The 16,085-nt window shown below is 62.7% G+C and carries 14 protein-coding genes; 12 read left to right on the plus strand and 2 right to left on the minus strand.

What is annotated here, in order from left to right:
- The first annotated feature begins 25 nt into the window (after positions 1–25).
- The 10 genes from argF (at position 26) to ppnP (ending at position 11,404) form a co-directional block, all read left to right on the plus strand.
- Complete coding sequence (gene argF / locus NCG91_RS20100) at positions 26–946, plus strand: ornithine carbamoyltransferase (protein ID WP_077401165.1); 921 nt, start codon at positions 26–28, stop codon at positions 944–946.
- 69 nt (positions 947–1,015) lie between these two features.
- On the plus strand, positions 1,016–2,251 hold the full coding sequence (locus NCG91_RS20105; RefSeq protein ID WP_034759383.1) for an argininosuccinate synthase: 1,236 nt from the start codon (positions 1,016–1,018) through the stop codon (positions 2,249–2,251).
- A gap of 187 nt (positions 2,252–2,438) precedes the next feature.
- Positions 2,439–4,250, plus strand: a complete 1,812-nt coding sequence (locus tag NCG91_RS20110; protein ID WP_251350944.1) for a methyl-accepting chemotaxis protein — start codon at positions 2,439–2,441, stop codon at positions 4,248–4,250.
- A 4-nt stretch (positions 4,251–4,254) separates the two neighbouring features.
- Complete coding sequence (locus NCG91_RS20115; protein ID WP_099665020.1) at positions 4,255–4,710, plus strand: chemotaxis protein CheW; 456 nt, start codon at positions 4,255–4,257, stop codon at positions 4,708–4,710.
- Positions 4,707–5,957, plus strand: a complete 1,251-nt coding sequence (locus tag NCG91_RS20120; protein WP_251350945.1) for a CheR family methyltransferase — start codon at positions 4,707–4,709, stop codon at positions 5,955–5,957. The genes NCG91_RS20115 and NCG91_RS20120 overlap by 4 nt, the downstream gene beginning before the upstream one ends.
- 9 nt (positions 5,958–5,966) lie before the next feature.
- Entirely contained in the window at positions 5,967–6,653 is a 687-nt protein-coding gene (locus NCG91_RS20125; RefSeq protein WP_251350946.1) for a chemotaxis protein CheW, read from the plus strand.
- Positions 6,650–8,965: a hybrid sensor histidine kinase/response regulator gene (locus NCG91_RS20130; RefSeq protein ID WP_251350947.1), complete on the plus strand. Its 2,316-nt coding sequence runs from the start codon at positions 6,650–6,652 to the stop codon at positions 8,963–8,965. The genes NCG91_RS20125 and NCG91_RS20130 overlap by 4 nt, the downstream gene beginning before the upstream one ends.
- A 10-nt stretch (positions 8,966–8,975) precedes the next feature.
- Positions 8,976–10,028, plus strand: a complete 1,053-nt coding sequence (gene cheB / locus NCG91_RS20135; protein WP_251350948.1) for a chemotaxis-specific protein-glutamate methyltransferase CheB — start codon at positions 8,976–8,978, stop codon at positions 10,026–10,028.
- Between the two features lie 10 nt (positions 10,029–10,038).
- Positions 10,039–11,064 carry a diguanylate cyclase gene (locus NCG91_RS20140; protein WP_099665024.1) on the plus strand — a complete coding sequence of 342 codons (1,026 nt, stop codon included), beginning with the start codon at positions 10,039–10,041 and terminating at the stop codon, positions 11,062–11,064.
- Positions 11,065–11,089: 25 nt separating this feature from the next.
- On the plus strand, positions 11,090–11,404 hold the full coding sequence (gene ppnP / locus NCG91_RS20145) for a pyrimidine/purine nucleoside phosphorylase (protein ID WP_251350949.1): 315 nt from the start codon (positions 11,090–11,092) through the stop codon (positions 11,402–11,404).
- Between the two features lie 75 nt (positions 11,405–11,479).
- Here the strand turns inward: ppnP and murB are convergent, their stop codons facing one another.
- A complete protein-coding gene (murB, locus tag NCG91_RS20150) occupies positions 11,480–12,508 on the minus strand; it encodes a UDP-N-acetylmuramate dehydrogenase (RefSeq protein ID WP_251350950.1) in 1,029 nt (342 codons plus the stop codon).
- A 185-nt stretch (positions 12,509–12,693) separates the two neighbouring features.
- Here murB and NCG91_RS20155 point away from each other — a divergent pair, with 185 nt between their 5' ends.
- On the plus strand, positions 12,694–13,179 hold the full coding sequence (locus tag NCG91_RS20155; RefSeq protein WP_034759416.1) for a YajQ family cyclic di-GMP-binding protein: 486 nt from the start codon (positions 12,694–12,696) through the stop codon (positions 13,177–13,179).
- Positions 13,180–13,362: 183 nt separating this feature from the next.
- Positions 13,363–14,628, plus strand: coding sequence for a nitronate monooxygenase (locus NCG91_RS20160; RefSeq protein WP_070277935.1), 1,266 nt, complete (start codon positions 13,363–13,365; stop codon positions 14,626–14,628).
- 54 nt (positions 14,629–14,682) lie between these two features.
- On the opposite strand, the gene NCG91_RS20165 is transcribed toward NCG91_RS20160, so the two are convergent.
- Positions 14,683–15,981 (minus strand): leucine-rich repeat-containing protein kinase family protein, encoded by a 1,299-nt coding sequence (locus NCG91_RS20165; protein WP_251350960.1) that lies wholly within the window; start codon positions 15,979–15,981, stop codon positions 14,683–14,685.
- Positions 15,982–16,085 lie beyond the last annotated feature (104 nt).

Genomic DNA, 16,085 nt, shown 5'->3' on the forward strand with positions numbered 1-16,085 from the left:
GCCTGCGCATCTTCAAGTGGTCATTATGTCGACAAAAAAACCGATCAAGCACTACCTCCAGTTCTCCGATTTCACGTTGGAAGAGTACGAATATGTGATCGAACGCGCCCATCTGATCAAGCGCAAGTTCAAGAACTACGAAATCTACCATCCACTGATCGACCGCACCCTGGTGATGGTCTTTGAAAAGAACTCGACCCGCACGCGCCTGTCGTTCGAAGCGGGCATGCACCAGTTGGGCGGCGCCGCCATCTACCTGAACACGCGCGATTCCCAACTGGGCCGCGGCGAGCCGGTGGAAGACGCGGGCCAGGTCATGTCGCGCATGTGCGACATCATCATGGTGCGCACGTTCGGCCAGGAAATCATCGAGCGCTTCGCCGCCAATTCGCGCGTGCCCGTGATCAATGGCCTGACCAATGAACACCACCCGTGCCAGGTCTTTGCCGACATCTTCACCTACATCGAACACCGCGGCTCGATCGCCGGCAAGGTGGTCGCCTGGATCGGCGACGCCAACAACATGCTGTACTCGTGGCTGCAAGCGGCCGAAGTGTTCGGCTTCCATGTGAACGTGTCGACGCCGAAGGGTTACGACATTGACCTGGCGCAAGTCAAGACCGAGCGCTACACCTTCTTCGCCAATCCATCGGACGCCTGCGAAGGCGCGCACCTGGTCAACACGGACGTGTGGACCAGCATGGGTTACGAAGCGGAAAACGCGGCCCGCATCGCCGCCTTCGACGGCTGGATCGTCGATGGCGCGAAGATGGCCCGCGCCGCGCCCGACGCCCTGTTCATGCACTGCCTGCCCGCCCACCGCGGCGAGGAAGTGGCCGCCGAAGTGATCGACGGCCCGCAATCGGTGGTGTGGGACGAGGCGGAAAACCGCTTGCACGTGCAAAAAGCGCTGATCGAATACCTGTTACTCGGTAAAATCAACTAATTCGCCAGGCACTGCATAACTCCTGGCAGCATCGCAATACATACATCGACAACGACAACTGGAAGCAATATGAGCGACATTAAAAAAGTAGTCCTGGCCTATTCCGGCGGACTCGACACCTCCGTCATCCTGAAATGGCTGCAAGATAACTACCAGTGCGAAATCGTCACCTTCACGGCCGACCTGGGCCAGGGCGAAGAACTGGAACCGGCGCGCGCCAAGGCCATCAAATTCGGCATCAAGCCGGAAAACATCCATATCGAAGATGTCCGCGAAGAATTCGTGCGCGACTTCGTCTTCCCGATGTTCCGCGCCAACACCGTGTATGAAGGCGAATACCTGCTGGGCACCTCGATCGCCCGTCCGCTGATCGCCAAGCGCCTGATCGAAATCGCCAACGCCACGGGCGCCGACGCCATCTCGCACGGCGCGACCGGCAAGGGCAACGACCAGGTGCGTTTCGAGCTGGGCGCCTACGCGCTGAAGCCAGGCGTGAAGATCATCGCCCCATGGCGCGAGTGGGATCTGCTGTCGCGCGAAAAACTGCTGAAGTACGCGGAAGACGCCGGCATCGAAATCGACATGAAGCACAAGAACGGCGGCGCGCCGTACTCGATGGATGCCAACTTGCTGCACATCAGCTTTGAAGGCCGCCACCTGGAAAACCCGAGCGCCGAAGCGGAAGAAACCATGTGGCGCTGGACCGTCAGCCCTGAAAAAGCGCCGGACGAAGCGGAATACCTGGACATCGAATACGAAAAAGGCGATATCGTCGCCATCAACGGCGTGCGCATGTCGCCCGCCACCGTGCTGGCCGAACTGAACAAAGTTGGCGGCAAGCATGGCGTGGGACGCCTGGACCTGGTGGAAAACCGCTACGTCGGCATGAAGTCGCGCGGCTGCTATGAAACCCCGGGCGGCACTATCATGCTGAAAGCCCACCGCGCCATCGAATCGATCACCCTGGACCGCGAAGTTGCCCATCTGAAAGATGACCTGATGCCGCGCTACGCGTCAATGATCTACAACGGCTACTGGTGGGCGCCCGAGCGCGTTGCCCTGCAAACCCTGATCGACCACACGCAGGAAACCGTGAACGGCTGGGTACGCATCAAGCTGTACAAGGGCAATGTCATCGTCGTGTCGCGCGATTCGAAGACCGATTCGCTGTTCGACATGAACATCGCCACCTTCGACGAAGACGGCGGCGCCTACAACCAGGCCGACGCCGGCGGCTTCATCAAGCTGAACGCCTTGCGCATGCGCATCGCCGCCATCGCCCGCGAAAAGCGCGGCCAGAAGTAATTAGTTACTGGGAGGCACTACCTCCCGCGCCCGCCAAAAGCCGCCTCCGGGCGGCTTTTTTACGTTTGAAACGCACTCGGCAGCGATTTACCGCCCCGCGCGTCCCCAGATTGCCCCCATTTTGCTGTCCTCATGGCAAAATGCTACAGTGCAATTGTGCTGACCTTCCTGCTTCCGGAGCCCTCCCATGTTCAAAGACCTGAGTATCAAGAATAAACTGTACCTGGGCTTCGGCTCCATCGTGGCCATCATCCTGATCTTGCTGGGCGTGGCCTACAACAGCTTTGCGCGGCTGTCGGAAGCCAATGCATGGGACAGGCACACGATGGAAGTGCTGGTCGAGATCGACAAGATTCACAATTCCATCCTGCAAATCCAGGTGGAGGCGCGCGGCTTCATTCTGACCGGCAACGAAGCCTCGCTGACGCCGGAAACCGATGAAACAGGGGTGCTGAGCCAGCACACGCAAAAAGCCATCAGCATGACGGTGGACAACAAGATGCAATCGGAACGCTTCCGCAAGATCGACCAGCTGAGCAGCACCTGGGTCAAGGAGTGGATCACCCCCCTGATCGAGAAACGCCGCGCGCTGGGCAATGCGCCGGGCGCCACGGAAACGGTGGCGCGCCTGCTTCCGCCGGCCGGCTCGCCCGGCATCGTGCAGGCCAACAAGCTGCTCGACGAAGCCGCCGCCGAAGAAAACCGCTTGCTGGCCGAGCGCACGGCCACGTCAAGTCGCCTGCAGGAAACCATGCTGCTGACCTTGGCGCTGGGCGGCGTGCTGTGCGTGGTGCTGGCGCTGGGCATTTCCTTCGTCCTGGCCAAGGCCATCCTCGGCCCGCTGAACAGCCTGACGGACGCCGTCGGGCGCATCGCCGGCGGCGAACAGGGCGCACGCGCCGCCATCATCTCGCGCGACGAGCTGGGCAAGGTGACGGAAGAGTTCAACCGCATGGCGCAAACCATCCAGGACAACCAGGCCAATGAACTGGCCGCCACGAATAGCCTGCGGGCCAAGGTCGATTCCCTGCTGGAAGTGGTATCGAAGGCGGCCTCGGGCGACCTGACGGGCAAGGTCGGCATCACGGGCAACGACGCCATCGGCCAGCTGGGTAACGGCCTGGCGAAGATGTTCGAAAACCTGCGCAGCCTGCTCAACAATGTGCAAAAGGCCGGCATCCAGGTGACGACCTCCGCCACGGAAATCGCCGCCTCGGCGCGCCAGCAGGAAGCCACGGGTATTGAGCAAGCGCAAACCAGCGTGGAAATTCTCAGCACCACCAAGGAAATCTCGGCCAACACGAGCCAGTTGCTGAAAACCATGGAAGACGCCACCGCCGTGGCCGACTACACGACGAATGCCACGGCCGAAGCGCAAAACAACCTCAAGCGCATGGATTCGACCATGCAGCACATGGTCTCGGCCACCGATTCCATCAACGCCAAGCTGGCGGCCCTGTCGGAAAAAGCCAGCAATATCAATAGCGTACTGATCACCATCACGAAAGTAGCCGACCAGACCAACATCCTGTCGCTGAACGCCGCCATCGAGGCGGAAAAAGCGGGCGAAGCGGGCCGCGGCTTTTCCGTCGTGGCGACGGAAATCCGCCGCTTGGCCGACCAGACGTCCGTCTCCACGTGGGATATCGAGCAAATGCTCAAGGAAATGCAGTCGGCCGTGTCCGCCAGCGTGATGGGCATGGATAAATTCTCGGAAGAAATTCGCCGCAGCGTGGGCGAAGTGCGGCAAGTGGCGGAACAATTGTCGTCCGTGATGGATCAGGTGCAAAAACTCACGCCGCAATTCGATGCCGTGCTGCAAGGCATGCAGTCGCAGGCGATCGGCGCGTCGCAAATTTCCGACACCATGATGCAGCTCAACGACGCCACGCAGCAGACGGTGGAATCGCTGAAGGCCACCAGCGAAGCGGTGCACCAGCTGCAATATGCGGCGGGCGACCTGCAGTCGAGCGTGTCGACCTTCGCCGTCACCATCTGATCCCATGAAAGTGCTGCTCTTTCACATCGGACGCGACCGCTATGGCCTGCCCCTGGCCGGCATCGTGCGCGTTCTGCCGTTGCTGGAGCTGAAACAGTTGCCGCTCACGCCAGACTACGTGGCCGGCCTGATGGACTTGCACGGCACGCCCGTGCCCGTGATCGACCTGTCGCGCCTGGCCGGGCTGCCTGCCGCCGCCGCGCAATTCGACACGCGCATCGTCATCGTCGACTACCGCGCGCCTGGCGGCGCCACGCATGCGCTGGGCTTGCTGGCCACGCAAGTGCGCGGCATCGCCGACATCGCGGCGGACAAGCTCGAGGATAGCGGCGTGGCCACCGCGCCCTTCCTGGGCCAGGTGGCCAGCGATGCCGACGGCATCGTGCAGCTGGTGGAACTCGAACACCTGCTGCCGCCGGACGTGCGCGCGCTGCTGTTTCAAGACGCGGGCGCGGCATGACGGCACAAGCCCTGCTGCGCCGCGCGACCGGCCTGTCCGTCTCCAAAGCCGTGGCCGAACGGGCCGTCGGCCAGCGCATGGAGCAAACGGGCTTCAGCGATAGCGAAGCCTACCTGCAAGCGCTCACGCCGGCCGAAATGACGCAATTGATCGAGCTGGTGGTGGTACCGGAATCGTGGCTGTTCCGCGACCCGCAGGCGTTCTACGCCACCGTCGAACTGGTGCAGGAACGCTGGGCGCGGGGGCGCGCCACGCGCATCCTGTCGATCCCGTGCGCGGGCGGCGAGGAACCGTATTCGATGGCCATGGCGCTGCGCGACGGCGGCGTGCCGAAACAGGCGTTCAGCATCGATGCGTATGACCTGAGCCCCGGCTGCATCGAACGGGCGCAGGCCGGCGTGTACGGCCGCAACGCCTTCCGCGCGCAGGACGTGGCCTTCCGCGAGCCCTATTTCACGCACGTGGCCGACGACGCCTACCGCATCATCGACTCCCTGCGCGAGCAAGTCACCTTCAGGCAGGGCAACCTGCTGCAATTCGACACCGCCACCTACAGCCGCCATTACGACGTCATCTTTTGCCGCAACCTCTTGATTTACTTCGACAAACCGACCACGCGCGCGGCCATCCACAACCTGTCCGCCCTGCTGGCCGACGACGGCATGCTGCTGGCCGGCTATGCGGAAGTGCCGTCGTTCTGCCAGAACGGCTTTGCACCGCTGCAGTTCCGCCAGGCCTTCGCCCTGAAGAAGGAAACGGCGGCGCCGGCCAGCCCCGTGCAGGTGGCGCCGCTGCCGGCCGCGCGCCCCCTGCGCAGCGTGCCGCCCGCGCCAAGGCGCGCCGCCGCAGCCGCTCCTGCCGCCGCGACAGCGCCGCGCACGCGCCCCGTGTCCGTGCCGTCGCCGGCGCCGGCCGCGCCAACCGCGCAAGCCGATTTGCTGGCCGAAGCGCGCCTGCTGGCCGACCGTGGCCAGTTGCGCGAAGCGGGCGAAAAATGCCACGCCCACCTGGCGCGCGTGCCCGAGGCGGCGGAAGCGTATTTCATGCTGGGCATCATCAATGAACTGGCCGGCAAGATGGATCTGGCCGACGATTACTGGCGCCGCTGCATCTACCTGCAGCCCGACCATTACGAGGCGCTGTGCCACCTGTCGCTGCTGGCCGAACGCAATGGCAACCACACGGCCGCCGCCACCCTGAAGGCGCGCGCGGCGCGCATCTACCAGCGCCGCCAGGCGTCCAACTAAGGGGCAAGCATGACCAACCTCATCGCCACCGAGTCCCCCGACGCCATCAACGACTGCTGGAACCATATCGGCGTGGTCGGCGACCAGAGCTGCCCCAGGCTGCCGGCCAACGTGCATTGCCGTAACTGCGACGTGTATGCGGGCGCCGCCCAGCGCAACCTGCAGCGGCCCGTGGATGAACACTACCAGCGCGACTGGGCCAGCCACTTCCGCCAGATCGATGCGGGCGGCGAGGTGCGCGACAGCTCGGCGCTGGTATTTCGCATCGGCCGCGAATGGCTGGCGCTACCCACGCGCGTATTCGACTCCGTGGCGCCGCAGGCCAAGCCGCACGTGCTGCCGCACCGCGGCGGGCGCGGCCTGGCGGGCATCGTCAATATCGGCGGCAAGCTGTATCCGTGCATGTCGCTGGCACACTTGCTGGGCATCGACGAACAGGGCGCGCCAGCGGCGCGCGGCCGCCACACCTTTGCGCGCCTGCTGCTGATGCGCTGGGAAGAACAGGCTTACGCGCTGCCCGTGGCCGACCTGCACGGCATCGTGCGCTATGCGTCGAGCACCGTGCAAGCGCCGGCGGCCACCATCAACAAGGGCCTGTCGCGCTATCTGTCCGGCGTCATCACCGAGGGCGACATGCGCATCGGCTGCCTCGACACGGCGCTGATCGGCTTTCAACTTGCGAGACTATTACGATGAGCCAGGACCAGCACGGCGACCTGAGTGCCTTTTCCATGCTGGACCTGTTCCGCATGGAGGCGGACAGCCAGACCCAGATTCTCACCGACGGCTTGCTGGCCATGGAGCGCCATGCGGGCGATGCGGCCGCCGTCGAAGCGATGATGCGCGCGGCGCATTCGATCAAGGGCGCCGCCGCCATCGTCGGCCTGCAAGTGGTGGTGCAGCTGGCGCACGGCATGGAAGACAGCTTTGTCGCCGCCCAGCACGGCCGCCTGAAACTCACGCCGGAGCGGGTCGACGTGCTGCTGTCGGGCGTCGACCTGATCGTGCAGCTGTCGCGCCTGGACGACGCGGGTGCCGAAGCGTGGCTGGCCGCCAATGCGGCGCAGATCGACCAGACCCTGAACGCCATCGCCGGTATCGCCGACCTGCCCGAATTGCCGGCCCTGCCCCCGGCGCCGGCGCCGGCACCCGTGCCAGCGCCGGCAGCGGCGGCGCCACAGGCTCCCGTGGCCAGCGGCCTGGCGGGAGAGGACGCGGAAGCTGAAACGGAAGCGACAGAAGCTGCCGCGCCCGCGCCGCGTACAGGTGCGGCACCGGCCAAGGCCCAGGCGCAGAATTTCGACAAGCTGCTGTCGCTGGCCAGCGAATCGCGAATCAATGCGCACCAGATGCACCCGTTCATCGGTGCCTTGCAGCGCTTCAAGCGCAACCAGAGCAGCCTGTTTTCCGCCATCGAGCACCTGCACGAAGCCATTGCCCGCTCGGGCGACGCGGGCCTGATGGAAAAATCCCTGCTGGCGCTGCAAAAGACGCAGCCCCTGAAGCAGTTCATGCTCGAGCACATCGCCGACATCGAAACCTATGAGCGGCGCCTGCTGGCCGTCTCGCAAGGCATGGTCGATGAAGTGCTGGCGCTGCGCATGCGCCCTTTCCGCGACGGCATCCACGCCTTCCCGCGCATGGTGCGCGACCTGGCGCGCAGCCTGGGCAAGGAAGTGCAGCTGGAAATCGAAGGCGAAGACACCCTGGTCGACCGCGACATCCTGGCGAAGATCGAAAGCCCGCTGAACCACATGCTGCGCAATGCCATCGACCATGGCATGGAAGGCCCGTACGAGCGCATCGACGCGGGCAAGGAAGCGCTGGGCACGATACGCATGGAAGCGCGCCACCGCGCCGGCATGCTGAGCATCGAAATCAGCGACGACGGGCGCGGCGTCGACCTGGAAAAGATCCGCCAATCCGTCATCGAGCGCAAGATGGCCAGCCCCGCCATGGCCGCCGCGCTGTCGCCGGGCGAGCTGCTGGAATTCCTGTTCCTGCCCGCCTTCAGCCTGAAGGCGACGGCCAATCAATTGTCCGGACGCGGCGTGGGCCTGGACATCGTGCACGAGACGATACGCCAGCAAAACGGCACCGTGCGCCTGGAATCGGAGCCGGGCCGGGGTTTCCGCGCCCTCATCACCCTGCCGCTGACGCAATCGATCGTGCGCGCGCTGGTGATCGACATCCAGGGCGAAGCCTACGCCATCCCCATCGTCAAGGTGGAAAGCGTGGTGCGCGTGCCGCAGGCGGCCATCCATACCCTGGAAAACAAGCAGTTCTTCGAACTCAAGGGCGAGCATCTGGGCCTGGTCTCGGCGGCGCAGGTGCTGGAACTGGGCGAAGCGGCGAACCAGGCCGAGGACTTGCCGGTGGTGGTGATCGGGCGCGGCAAGCAAAGCTATGCCCTGGTGGTCGACGCCATCCGCGGCGAGCAAAGCCTGGCTGTGCAGGCCATCGATCCGATCTTCGGCAAGATGCGCGACATTTCCGCCGCCGCCCTGCTCGATGACGGCGAGCCGGTGCTGATCCTCGACGTGCCCGATCTGCTGCTGTCGATCGACAAGCTGCTGCACGAAGGCGGCCTGCACCAGCTGGCGCAGGCGGGCCACGCGCAGCAGCGCCGCGCCAAGCGCATCCTCGTCGTCGACGATTCGCTGACGGTGCGCGAGATGGAGCGCAAGCTGCTGCTGGCGCGCGGCTTCGAAGTCGACGTGGCCATCGACGGCATCGACGGCTGGAACGTCGTGCGCAGCGGCGAATACGACCTGGTGATCACCGACGTCGACATGCCGCGCATGGATGGCATCGAACTGGTTTCGCTGATCAAGAAGGACCTGCACCTGCACAAGCTGCCGGTGATGATCGTCTCGTACAAGGACCGCCCGGAAGACCGCGCGCGCGGCCTGTCCGCCGGCGCCGACTATTACCTGACCAAAGGCAGCTTCCACGACGAGACCTTGCTCGACGCGGTGGCCGACCTGATAGGAGATGCCCGCTTATGAGTTGTACTTCATGAAAATTGCCATTGCCAACGATGTCGCCATGGCCGCCGAGGCCCTGCGCCGCGTGGTGGCCAGCACGCAGGAACACCAGGTGCTGTGGATCGCCCGCACGGGGCTCGAAGCCGTGCGCATGTGCGAAGGCAACCGTCCCGACCTGATCCTGATGGACCTGAACATGCCGGAGATGGATGGCGTCGAGGCGACGCGCCTGATCATGGAGCAAAGCCCGTGCGCCATTCTGGTGGTCACGGGACGCCCGCAAGACAATGTCAACCAGGTCTTCCGCGCGCTGGGCGCGGGCGCGCTCGACGTCACGGCCACCCCCGTGCTGCAGGGACAAGTGGGCGGCGACAGCGAACTGCTGGCCAAGATCAAGACCATCGGCAAGCTGATACGCCACAGCGCCGAAACGCCGCCGCCACGCCAGGCGAACGGCAATGGCGGCGAACGGGGCGACGGGCAAGTCACCACGCTGGTGGCCATCGGCGCCTCGACGGGCGGCCCTTCGGCCGTGGCCAAGGTGCTGTCCGGCTGGACGGCGCCGCCCGGTTGCGCCATCGTGGTGGTGCAGCATATCGATGAAACCTTCGCCTCGCACTTCGCCAAATGGCTCGATGACCAGCTCAGCATGCCCGCGCGCGTGATCGTCGAAGGCGATGAACTGGTATCTGGCACGGTGTTGATCGCCAAAACCAATGATCACTTGCTGCTAGATCAAAATTATCGTTTGGGTTACGATGCAGCACCACGCGAGTATGTTTACCGCCCGTCCGTCGATGTCTTCTTCAACTGCGTGGCGCAGCACTGGCGCGGCGACGCCATCGGTGTATTGCTCACAGGCATGGGGCGTGACGGCGGCGATGGCTTGCTGGCCATGCGCCGCGCCGGCAAGACGACCATCGCACAAGACCAGGCCAGCAGTGCCGTGTACGGCATGCCGCGCGCGGCGGCCGAACTCGATGCGGCGCAGCACATCCTGCCCCTGGATAGAATAGGCGCCAGCCTGCGCAGCCGCCTGGGCGCCAAACTCAACAATGGGTGGGAGCCCTCCCCTAACATCTGAAAAGAATGCAATGCCAGAATTCTCCTCCAGTTTCAGCCAGCATGAGCCCGCATTGACCGAATTCAAGGTCAGCGTGCTGCTGGTGGACGACCAGTTGATCATTGCCGAGGCAGTACGGCGCATGCTCAGCGACCAGCAGGATATCGAATTTCATTACGTGACCGACGCCACGCAGGCGCTGGACACGGCGCTGCGTTTGCAACCGACCGTCATCCTGCAAGACCTCGTGATGCCGGGTATCGACGGCTTCGCCCTGATCCAGCTGTACCGCGAAAACGCGGCGCTCGCGCACGTGCCGGTGATCGTGATGTCGGCCAAGGATGACCCGAAACTGAAGGCGCACAGCTTTTCCGTCGGCGCCAACGACTATGTGGTGAAACTGCCGGACCGCCTGGAGCTGCTGGCGCGCATACGCTACCACTCGGCAGCCCACATCAGCCGCCTGCAGCGCGACCAGGCTTTTCGTTTCCTGCGAGAAAGTCAAAAGAACCTGGCCGACGCGAATATCGAGTTACAGAAACTCGCCGCCCTTGATGGCTTGACGGGCATCGCCAACCGCCGCCGCTTCGATGAAACCTTGCAATTCGAATGGCAGCGTGGCCAGCGCGACAAGACGCCGTTGAGCTTGCTGTTTTGCGATATCGACCATTTTAAAAGCTATAACGACCACTTCGGCCACCTGGCGGGCGACCTGTGCCTGAAAAAAGTCGCCGCCGTGCTGACGGAACATTTGAAGCGCCCGGCCGACCTGGCCGCCCGCTACGGCGGCGAAGAGTTCGCCCTGATCCTGCCGGAAACGGAAGCGGCTGGCGCCTTGCTGATCGCCGAAGCGTGCCGGCGCCACCTGGAAGGCTTGCAGATCGAAAATCCAGCGGCAAGCACGGGCATCGTCACCATCTCGATCGGCGTGGCCACCATCGTGCCTTCGCCGGACTCGACGGTCGAGCAATTGATCAACCGCGCCGACCAGGCCCTGTACGCGGCCAAGCGCGGTGGACGCAACAGCGTGCTGAGCGCCGCTGACGTCCAGGACTGATTTTTAACAGCAAGGAAAGTGAAGCATGAGCACACAACTGGACAATGTCAGCGTCGTCAAGAAGTCGAATATCTACTTTGACGGCAAATGCGTCTCGCACAACGTCATCCTGGCCGATGGCACGAAGAAAAGCGTGGGTGTGATTTTCGCGTCATCGCTGCGCTTCAACACGGGCGCGCCGGAAATCATGGAAATCGTCAGCGGCCTGTGCAAGGTACGCCTGGCCGATGCGACGGAGTGGAACAGCTATGGCGCGGGCACGCAATTCAAGGTACCGGGCAATAGCTATTTTGATATTGAAACTGTCGAAACCGTAGATTACGTCTGCCACTTCGGCTAATCCATGCAGAAAAAACGTCCATGGCTGTGTTGCACTGCCTTGCCCTGAACATTTTTTCAAGCGCGGATTGACTATTTAGACAAACACAGGCTCGGGCGACAGGCGTACGCCATATTTCGCCTCTACATCATCCTGTATCGCTGCCGCCAGCCGGGTAATGTCCGCGCCACGAGCGCCGCCATTATTCACCAGAACCAGCGCCTGCTTGGGATACACTCCCGCGGGCCCCAGGTTTTTCCCCTTCCAGCCGCACTGATCGATCAGCCACCCTGCCGCCAGCTTTTCCGTGCCATCGGGCTGCGCATGGTGTACCAAGGTGGGGAAACGTTCCAACAAGGCAAGACATTGCTCCCGTGACACCACGGGATTCTTGAAGAAGCTGCCCGCATTACCTATGACGGCCGGGTCGGGCAATTTTCGCCGGCGGATCGCCATCACCGTGTCGGCCACCTGTTGGGGTGTCGGCTCGGCAAGATTGCGCTCGGCCACGGCCTGCGCCAGTTCCGCATAGCGCAAGTTCGGCTGCCACTCGGCCGGCAAGGCAAACGTGACTTCCAGCACGATCAGTTCGCGGCCGTCCGCCTGCTTGAAGATACTGTCGCGGTAAGCGAAACGGCAAGCATCGCGGTCCATGTCGAAGACGATGCCGCTGCCACTGTGCATGACGCTCACGCTGTGCAGATAATCCTTGATTTCAACGCCATACGCGCCAATATTCTGGATAGGCGCCGCGCCCACCGTGCCGGGAATCAGGGACAGGTTTTCCAGCCCGCCCACGCCTTGCGCCAGGGTCCACTGCACGAAATCGTGCCAGTTTTCGCCGGCCGCGGCAGTGACGAGTATCGTCTCGAAATCCGCCTGCGCCAGGCGCATGCCGCGCGTGGCCATGTGCAGCACGGCGCCGGGAAAGTCGCCCGTCAGCACGACGTTGCTGCCGCCGCCCAGTATCAGGCGCGGCATGGCGGACAAGGCGGGATCTTGCAGCGCGGCGTGCAATTCGGCCTGCGAGGTGATGCGTACGTAGGCGGCCGCATTGGCCGCGATGCCGAAGGTATTCAGGCGCTGGAGGGAGTAATTGTGTTCGATGGTGAGCTCTGCAGACATGGGATCGAGAAATTTTGCTCGATTATAGAGCGAAAGCGACAAAAAACCACCTCAGGACAAGGGCGACTTGCCCGTTGTCCGTTAAAATGTCGCATCTTTAACAGGGCCGTCCCATGGCGCAGAATCAGCCGCCAAGGCCCAGCGCGCCGAGCGTGCGCTCGCTTTAACAAGAAAAGGAACAGACCATGCCGTCATTTGATGTAGTCTCCGAAGCCGATATGATCGAAGTCAAGAATGCAGTCGAGCAATCCAACAAGGAAATCACGACCCGCTTCGACTTCAAGGGCAGCGACGCCCGCGTCGAACACAAGGAAAACGAGTTGACCGCGTTCGCGGACTCGGAATTCCAGCTCAGCCAGGTGCGCGACGTGCTGACCAACAAATTGACCAAACGCAAGGTCGATGTGCGCTTCCTCGACGAAGGCGACATCAAGAAGATCGGCGGCGACAAGGTCAAGCAGATCATCAAGATCAAGAATGGCATCGAATCGGATGATGCCAAGAAAATCGTGCGCGTCATCAAGGACAGCAAGATGAAAGTGCAAGCGAGCATCCAAGGCGAAGCCGTGCGCGTCACGGGCGCCAAGCGCGACGACCTGCAGGCGGCCATGGCCATGCTGCGCAAGGATGTACCCGACATGCCGCTGGAATTTAACAATTTCCGCGATTAATTTCGATGATGCGCACGCTGCGGCCTGCGCTTGCACCAGCATGGCGGCAAGCTGCCTCGGAGCGCCTGCGCGCTTGGGGTAGAATTGAAGCTGCGCACAGCTACATGCGCCCGCGCGCCTGACCGGCAGCGGGCTTGACCGTACATCTGGCTCAGTGATAACCACGGTAGTCTAAGGATAGCAATGAAACGTGTTGATGATTTCCGCCTGCGATTTGGCAAAAAAGAATATGTGCCCATCATGATAGGCGGAATGGGTGTGGATATTTCCACGTCGGAGCTGGCCCTGGAAGCGGCCCGGCTGAACGGTATCGGGCATATCTCCGATGCCATGGTGGAAGACGTGTCGGATCGCCGTTTCGACACCACCTTCGTCAAAGACAAGACGAAACTGTACAAGTTCAACATCAATAACAGCGACAAGGCCGTGGTGCAGTTCGACCTGGGCCGCCTGGCGGAAGCGCAGCGCCTGCATATCGGCCGCACCATGGAAGCGAAAAAAGGCGATGGCTTGATCTTCGTCAATTGCATGGAAAAGCTGACGATGAACGGCCCCCGCGAAACCTTGCGCGTGCGACTCAATGCGGCGCTGGACGCGGGCATCGACGGCATCACCCTGTCGGCCGGTTTGCACTTCGGTTCGTTCGCCTTGATGGCCGACCATCCGCGTTTCCGTGATGCCAAGCTGGGCATCATCGTCTCGTCCGTACGCGCCTTGCAGATTTTCCTGCGCAAGAACGCCAAGCTGGACCGTTTGCCCGACTTCATCATCGTCGAGGGCCCCCTGGCCGGCGGCCATCTGGGCTTCGGCATGGACTGGGCCAATTACGACCTGCACACGATCACAGCGGAACTGCTGGCCTACCTGAAGGCCGAACAGCTGGACATCCCGCTGATCGCCGCTGGCGGCATCTTCACGGGCAGCGATGCCGTTTCCTTCCTGGAAGCAGGCGCGGCTGGCGTGCAAGTGGCGACGCGCTTTACCGTCACAAAGGAATGCGGCTTGCCAAACAAGGTCAAGCAGGAATACTACAAGGCCTCGGAAGAAGACATCATCGTCAATGGCGTGTCGCCAACCGGTTACCCGATGCGCATGCTGAAGAACACGCCCGCCATCGGCGCCGGCATCCGTCCAGGCTGCGAATCGTATGGCTACCTGCTCGACGCGACGGGCAACTGCGCGTACATCAACTCGTACAACCGCGAAGTCGCTGCCCATCCGGAGCAAAAAACCGTCGTCGTGATGGACAAGACTTGCCTGTGCACCCACATGCGCAACTTCAACTGCTGGACCTGCGGCCACTACACGTACCGCCTGAAGGACACCACGCATAAGCTCGACAACGGCGAATACCAGATCCTGACGGCCGAACACGTCTTCAAGGATTACCAGTTCAGCGTCGACAACCAGATCGCCCTGCCGGAAAAAGAAATCCTGGTGGCAAGCTGAATCTTGCCAGCCTGAAATAAAAATGGCGCAGCCTGCGAAGGCTGCGCCATTTTTTTATGCGGGGAACATGTCCCGCAAGGCCCGTTCGATCACGTCAAAGCTGGGCCGCTGCAGTGCTTCTTCCTGCAGGCAATCTTCCATCATGGCTTGCAGGGCCGGCAAAGGCGTCGCACAATGCGCGATCAGTTCGCCCAGCAGCACGCCAAAGGCGCGCGCCTCTATGCCCTGCAACACGTCCCCGTGCGACGAGCCCGGCGCAAACATGGACGCCGCGCCAAAGTCGCCCAGCAGGCAGGCGCCGGCATCCGCATGCAGGATATTGTGGGCATACAGGTCGCCGTGCACGATACCGTGTGCATGCAACTGCCGCACGGCCGAGGCGATGCCATGGGCAATGGCTAGCGCTTGCGGAAAATCAAAGCGCGCGCCATCGGCATACACGTCGCGCGTACACGATTCCAGGCTCGGCGGTCCGGCCAGGTTGCGGAAGGCCGCGTCAACGAGCGGCATGACGAGTCCCAGCGCTCCCTGTGGATGTGCATCGAGCGTCCCGAGGATGGGAATCAGGCCCGGATGGGCACCGGCGCCGACACAAGCGGCCATCTCGCTGCGCGGCAAGCCATCGCTGGTCATGGCCCCCTTGAACACCTTGACGGCGACCTCATCGGCGCCATCCAGGCGGGCACGGTAAATCACGCCCGACGCCCCCTCGCCCAGCTGCTGCGCCAATACCAGGCGCTGCCACGCTACGCCCGCCGCGGCTGAACCGGCCAGGGCCGCCAGTTCCCGCGCTTCCGTGAAGGGATTGCCCGCATACGCCAGCCAGCTCAGGCGTGGCAGGGACAGCAGACAGTCGGGCAGCGCCGTGAAACGGTTGGCGGCGATGCGCACCAGTTCCAGCCGGCGGCAGTTCGCCAACGAAGCGGGCAAGCTGTCCAGGCAATTTCCCGCCAGCATGAGTTTCTGCAATTGTCCGCACTTGCCCAGCTCCTCCGGCAAGGCTTCGATGGCATTGTCGGTCAGGGTCAGCCAGCACAGCCTGGATGGCAAGGCTGCGGCCGGCACGTGGCGTATCCGGTTCGCCTTGAAACCGATCATTTCCAGCGCAGGACAGGAACCAAGCACGGCCGGCAAGCTGGTGAACAGGTTGTCCGAGCAAAAAATGATGCGCAGCTTGTGCAGGCGTGACAAGTCGTCGGGAAGCGTGGAGAGCGCATTGCCGGACAGGTCGAGGATTTCCAGGCTGTCGGCGAGGTCGAAGATTTCGCGAGGGAATGCCGTCAAGCCGCAGGACAGCGTCAGGCGGCGCAGGCCGGCCAGTTGGCCAGCGCGTAATTGCTCCAGTGTATGCACAGCAGACAAGATATTCCTTTCAAGGTAGCACGCGATCGATGCCATGCATGAAATCATTGGACGTAAAAAAACCCCAACCGGATCACCGGAAGGGGTTTTTTCGA

The sequence above is a fragment of the Janthinobacterium kumbetense genome, assembly GCF_023703445.1.
Taxonomy (GTDB): Bacteria; Pseudomonadota; Gammaproteobacteria; order Burkholderiales; family Burkholderiaceae_D; genus Janthinobacterium; species Janthinobacterium kumbetense.

Coding starts and splice junctions, on each gene's coding strand:
- NCG91_RS20110 (WP_251350944.1), top strand. CDS start 2,439: ATGTTCAAAGACCTGAGTATCAAGAATAAACTGTACCTGGGCTTCGGC.
- ppnP (WP_251350949.1), top strand. CDS start 11,090: ATGAGCACACAACTGGACAATGTCAGCGTCGTCAAGAAGTCGAATATC.
- cheB (WP_251350948.1), top strand. CDS start 8,976: ATGAAAATTGCCATTGCCAACGATGTCGCCATGGCCGCCGAGGCCCTG.
- murB (WP_251350950.1), bottom strand. CDS start 12,508: ATGTCTGCAGAGCTCACCATCGAACACAATTACTCCCTCCAGCGCCTG.
- NCG91_RS20140 (WP_099665024.1), top strand. CDS start 10,039: ATGCCAGAATTCTCCTCCAGTTTCAGCCAGCATGAGCCCGCATTGACC.
- NCG91_RS20130 (WP_251350947.1), top strand. CDS start 6,650: ATGAGCCAGGACCAGCACGGCGACCTGAGTGCCTTTTCCATGCTGGAC.
- NCG91_RS20105 (WP_034759383.1), top strand. CDS start 1,016: ATGAGCGACATTAAAAAAGTAGTCCTGGCCTATTCCGGCGGACTCGAC.
- NCG91_RS20120 (WP_251350945.1), top strand. CDS start 4,707: ATGACGGCACAAGCCCTGCTGCGCCGCGCGACCGGCCTGTCCGTCTCC.
- NCG91_RS20155 (WP_034759416.1), top strand. CDS start 12,694: ATGCCGTCATTTGATGTAGTCTCCGAAGCCGATATGATCGAAGTCAAG.
- NCG91_RS20115 (WP_099665020.1), top strand. CDS start 4,255: ATGAAAGTGCTGCTCTTTCACATCGGACGCGACCGCTATGGCCTGCCC.
- NCG91_RS20160 (WP_070277935.1), top strand. CDS start 13,363: ATGAAACGTGTTGATGATTTCCGCCTGCGATTTGGCAAAAAAGAATAT.
- argF (WP_077401165.1), top strand. CDS start 26: ATGTCGACAAAAAAACCGATCAAGCACTACCTCCAGTTCTCCGATTTC.
- NCG91_RS20125 (WP_251350946.1), top strand. CDS start 5,967: ATGACCAACCTCATCGCCACCGAGTCCCCCGACGCCATCAACGACTGC.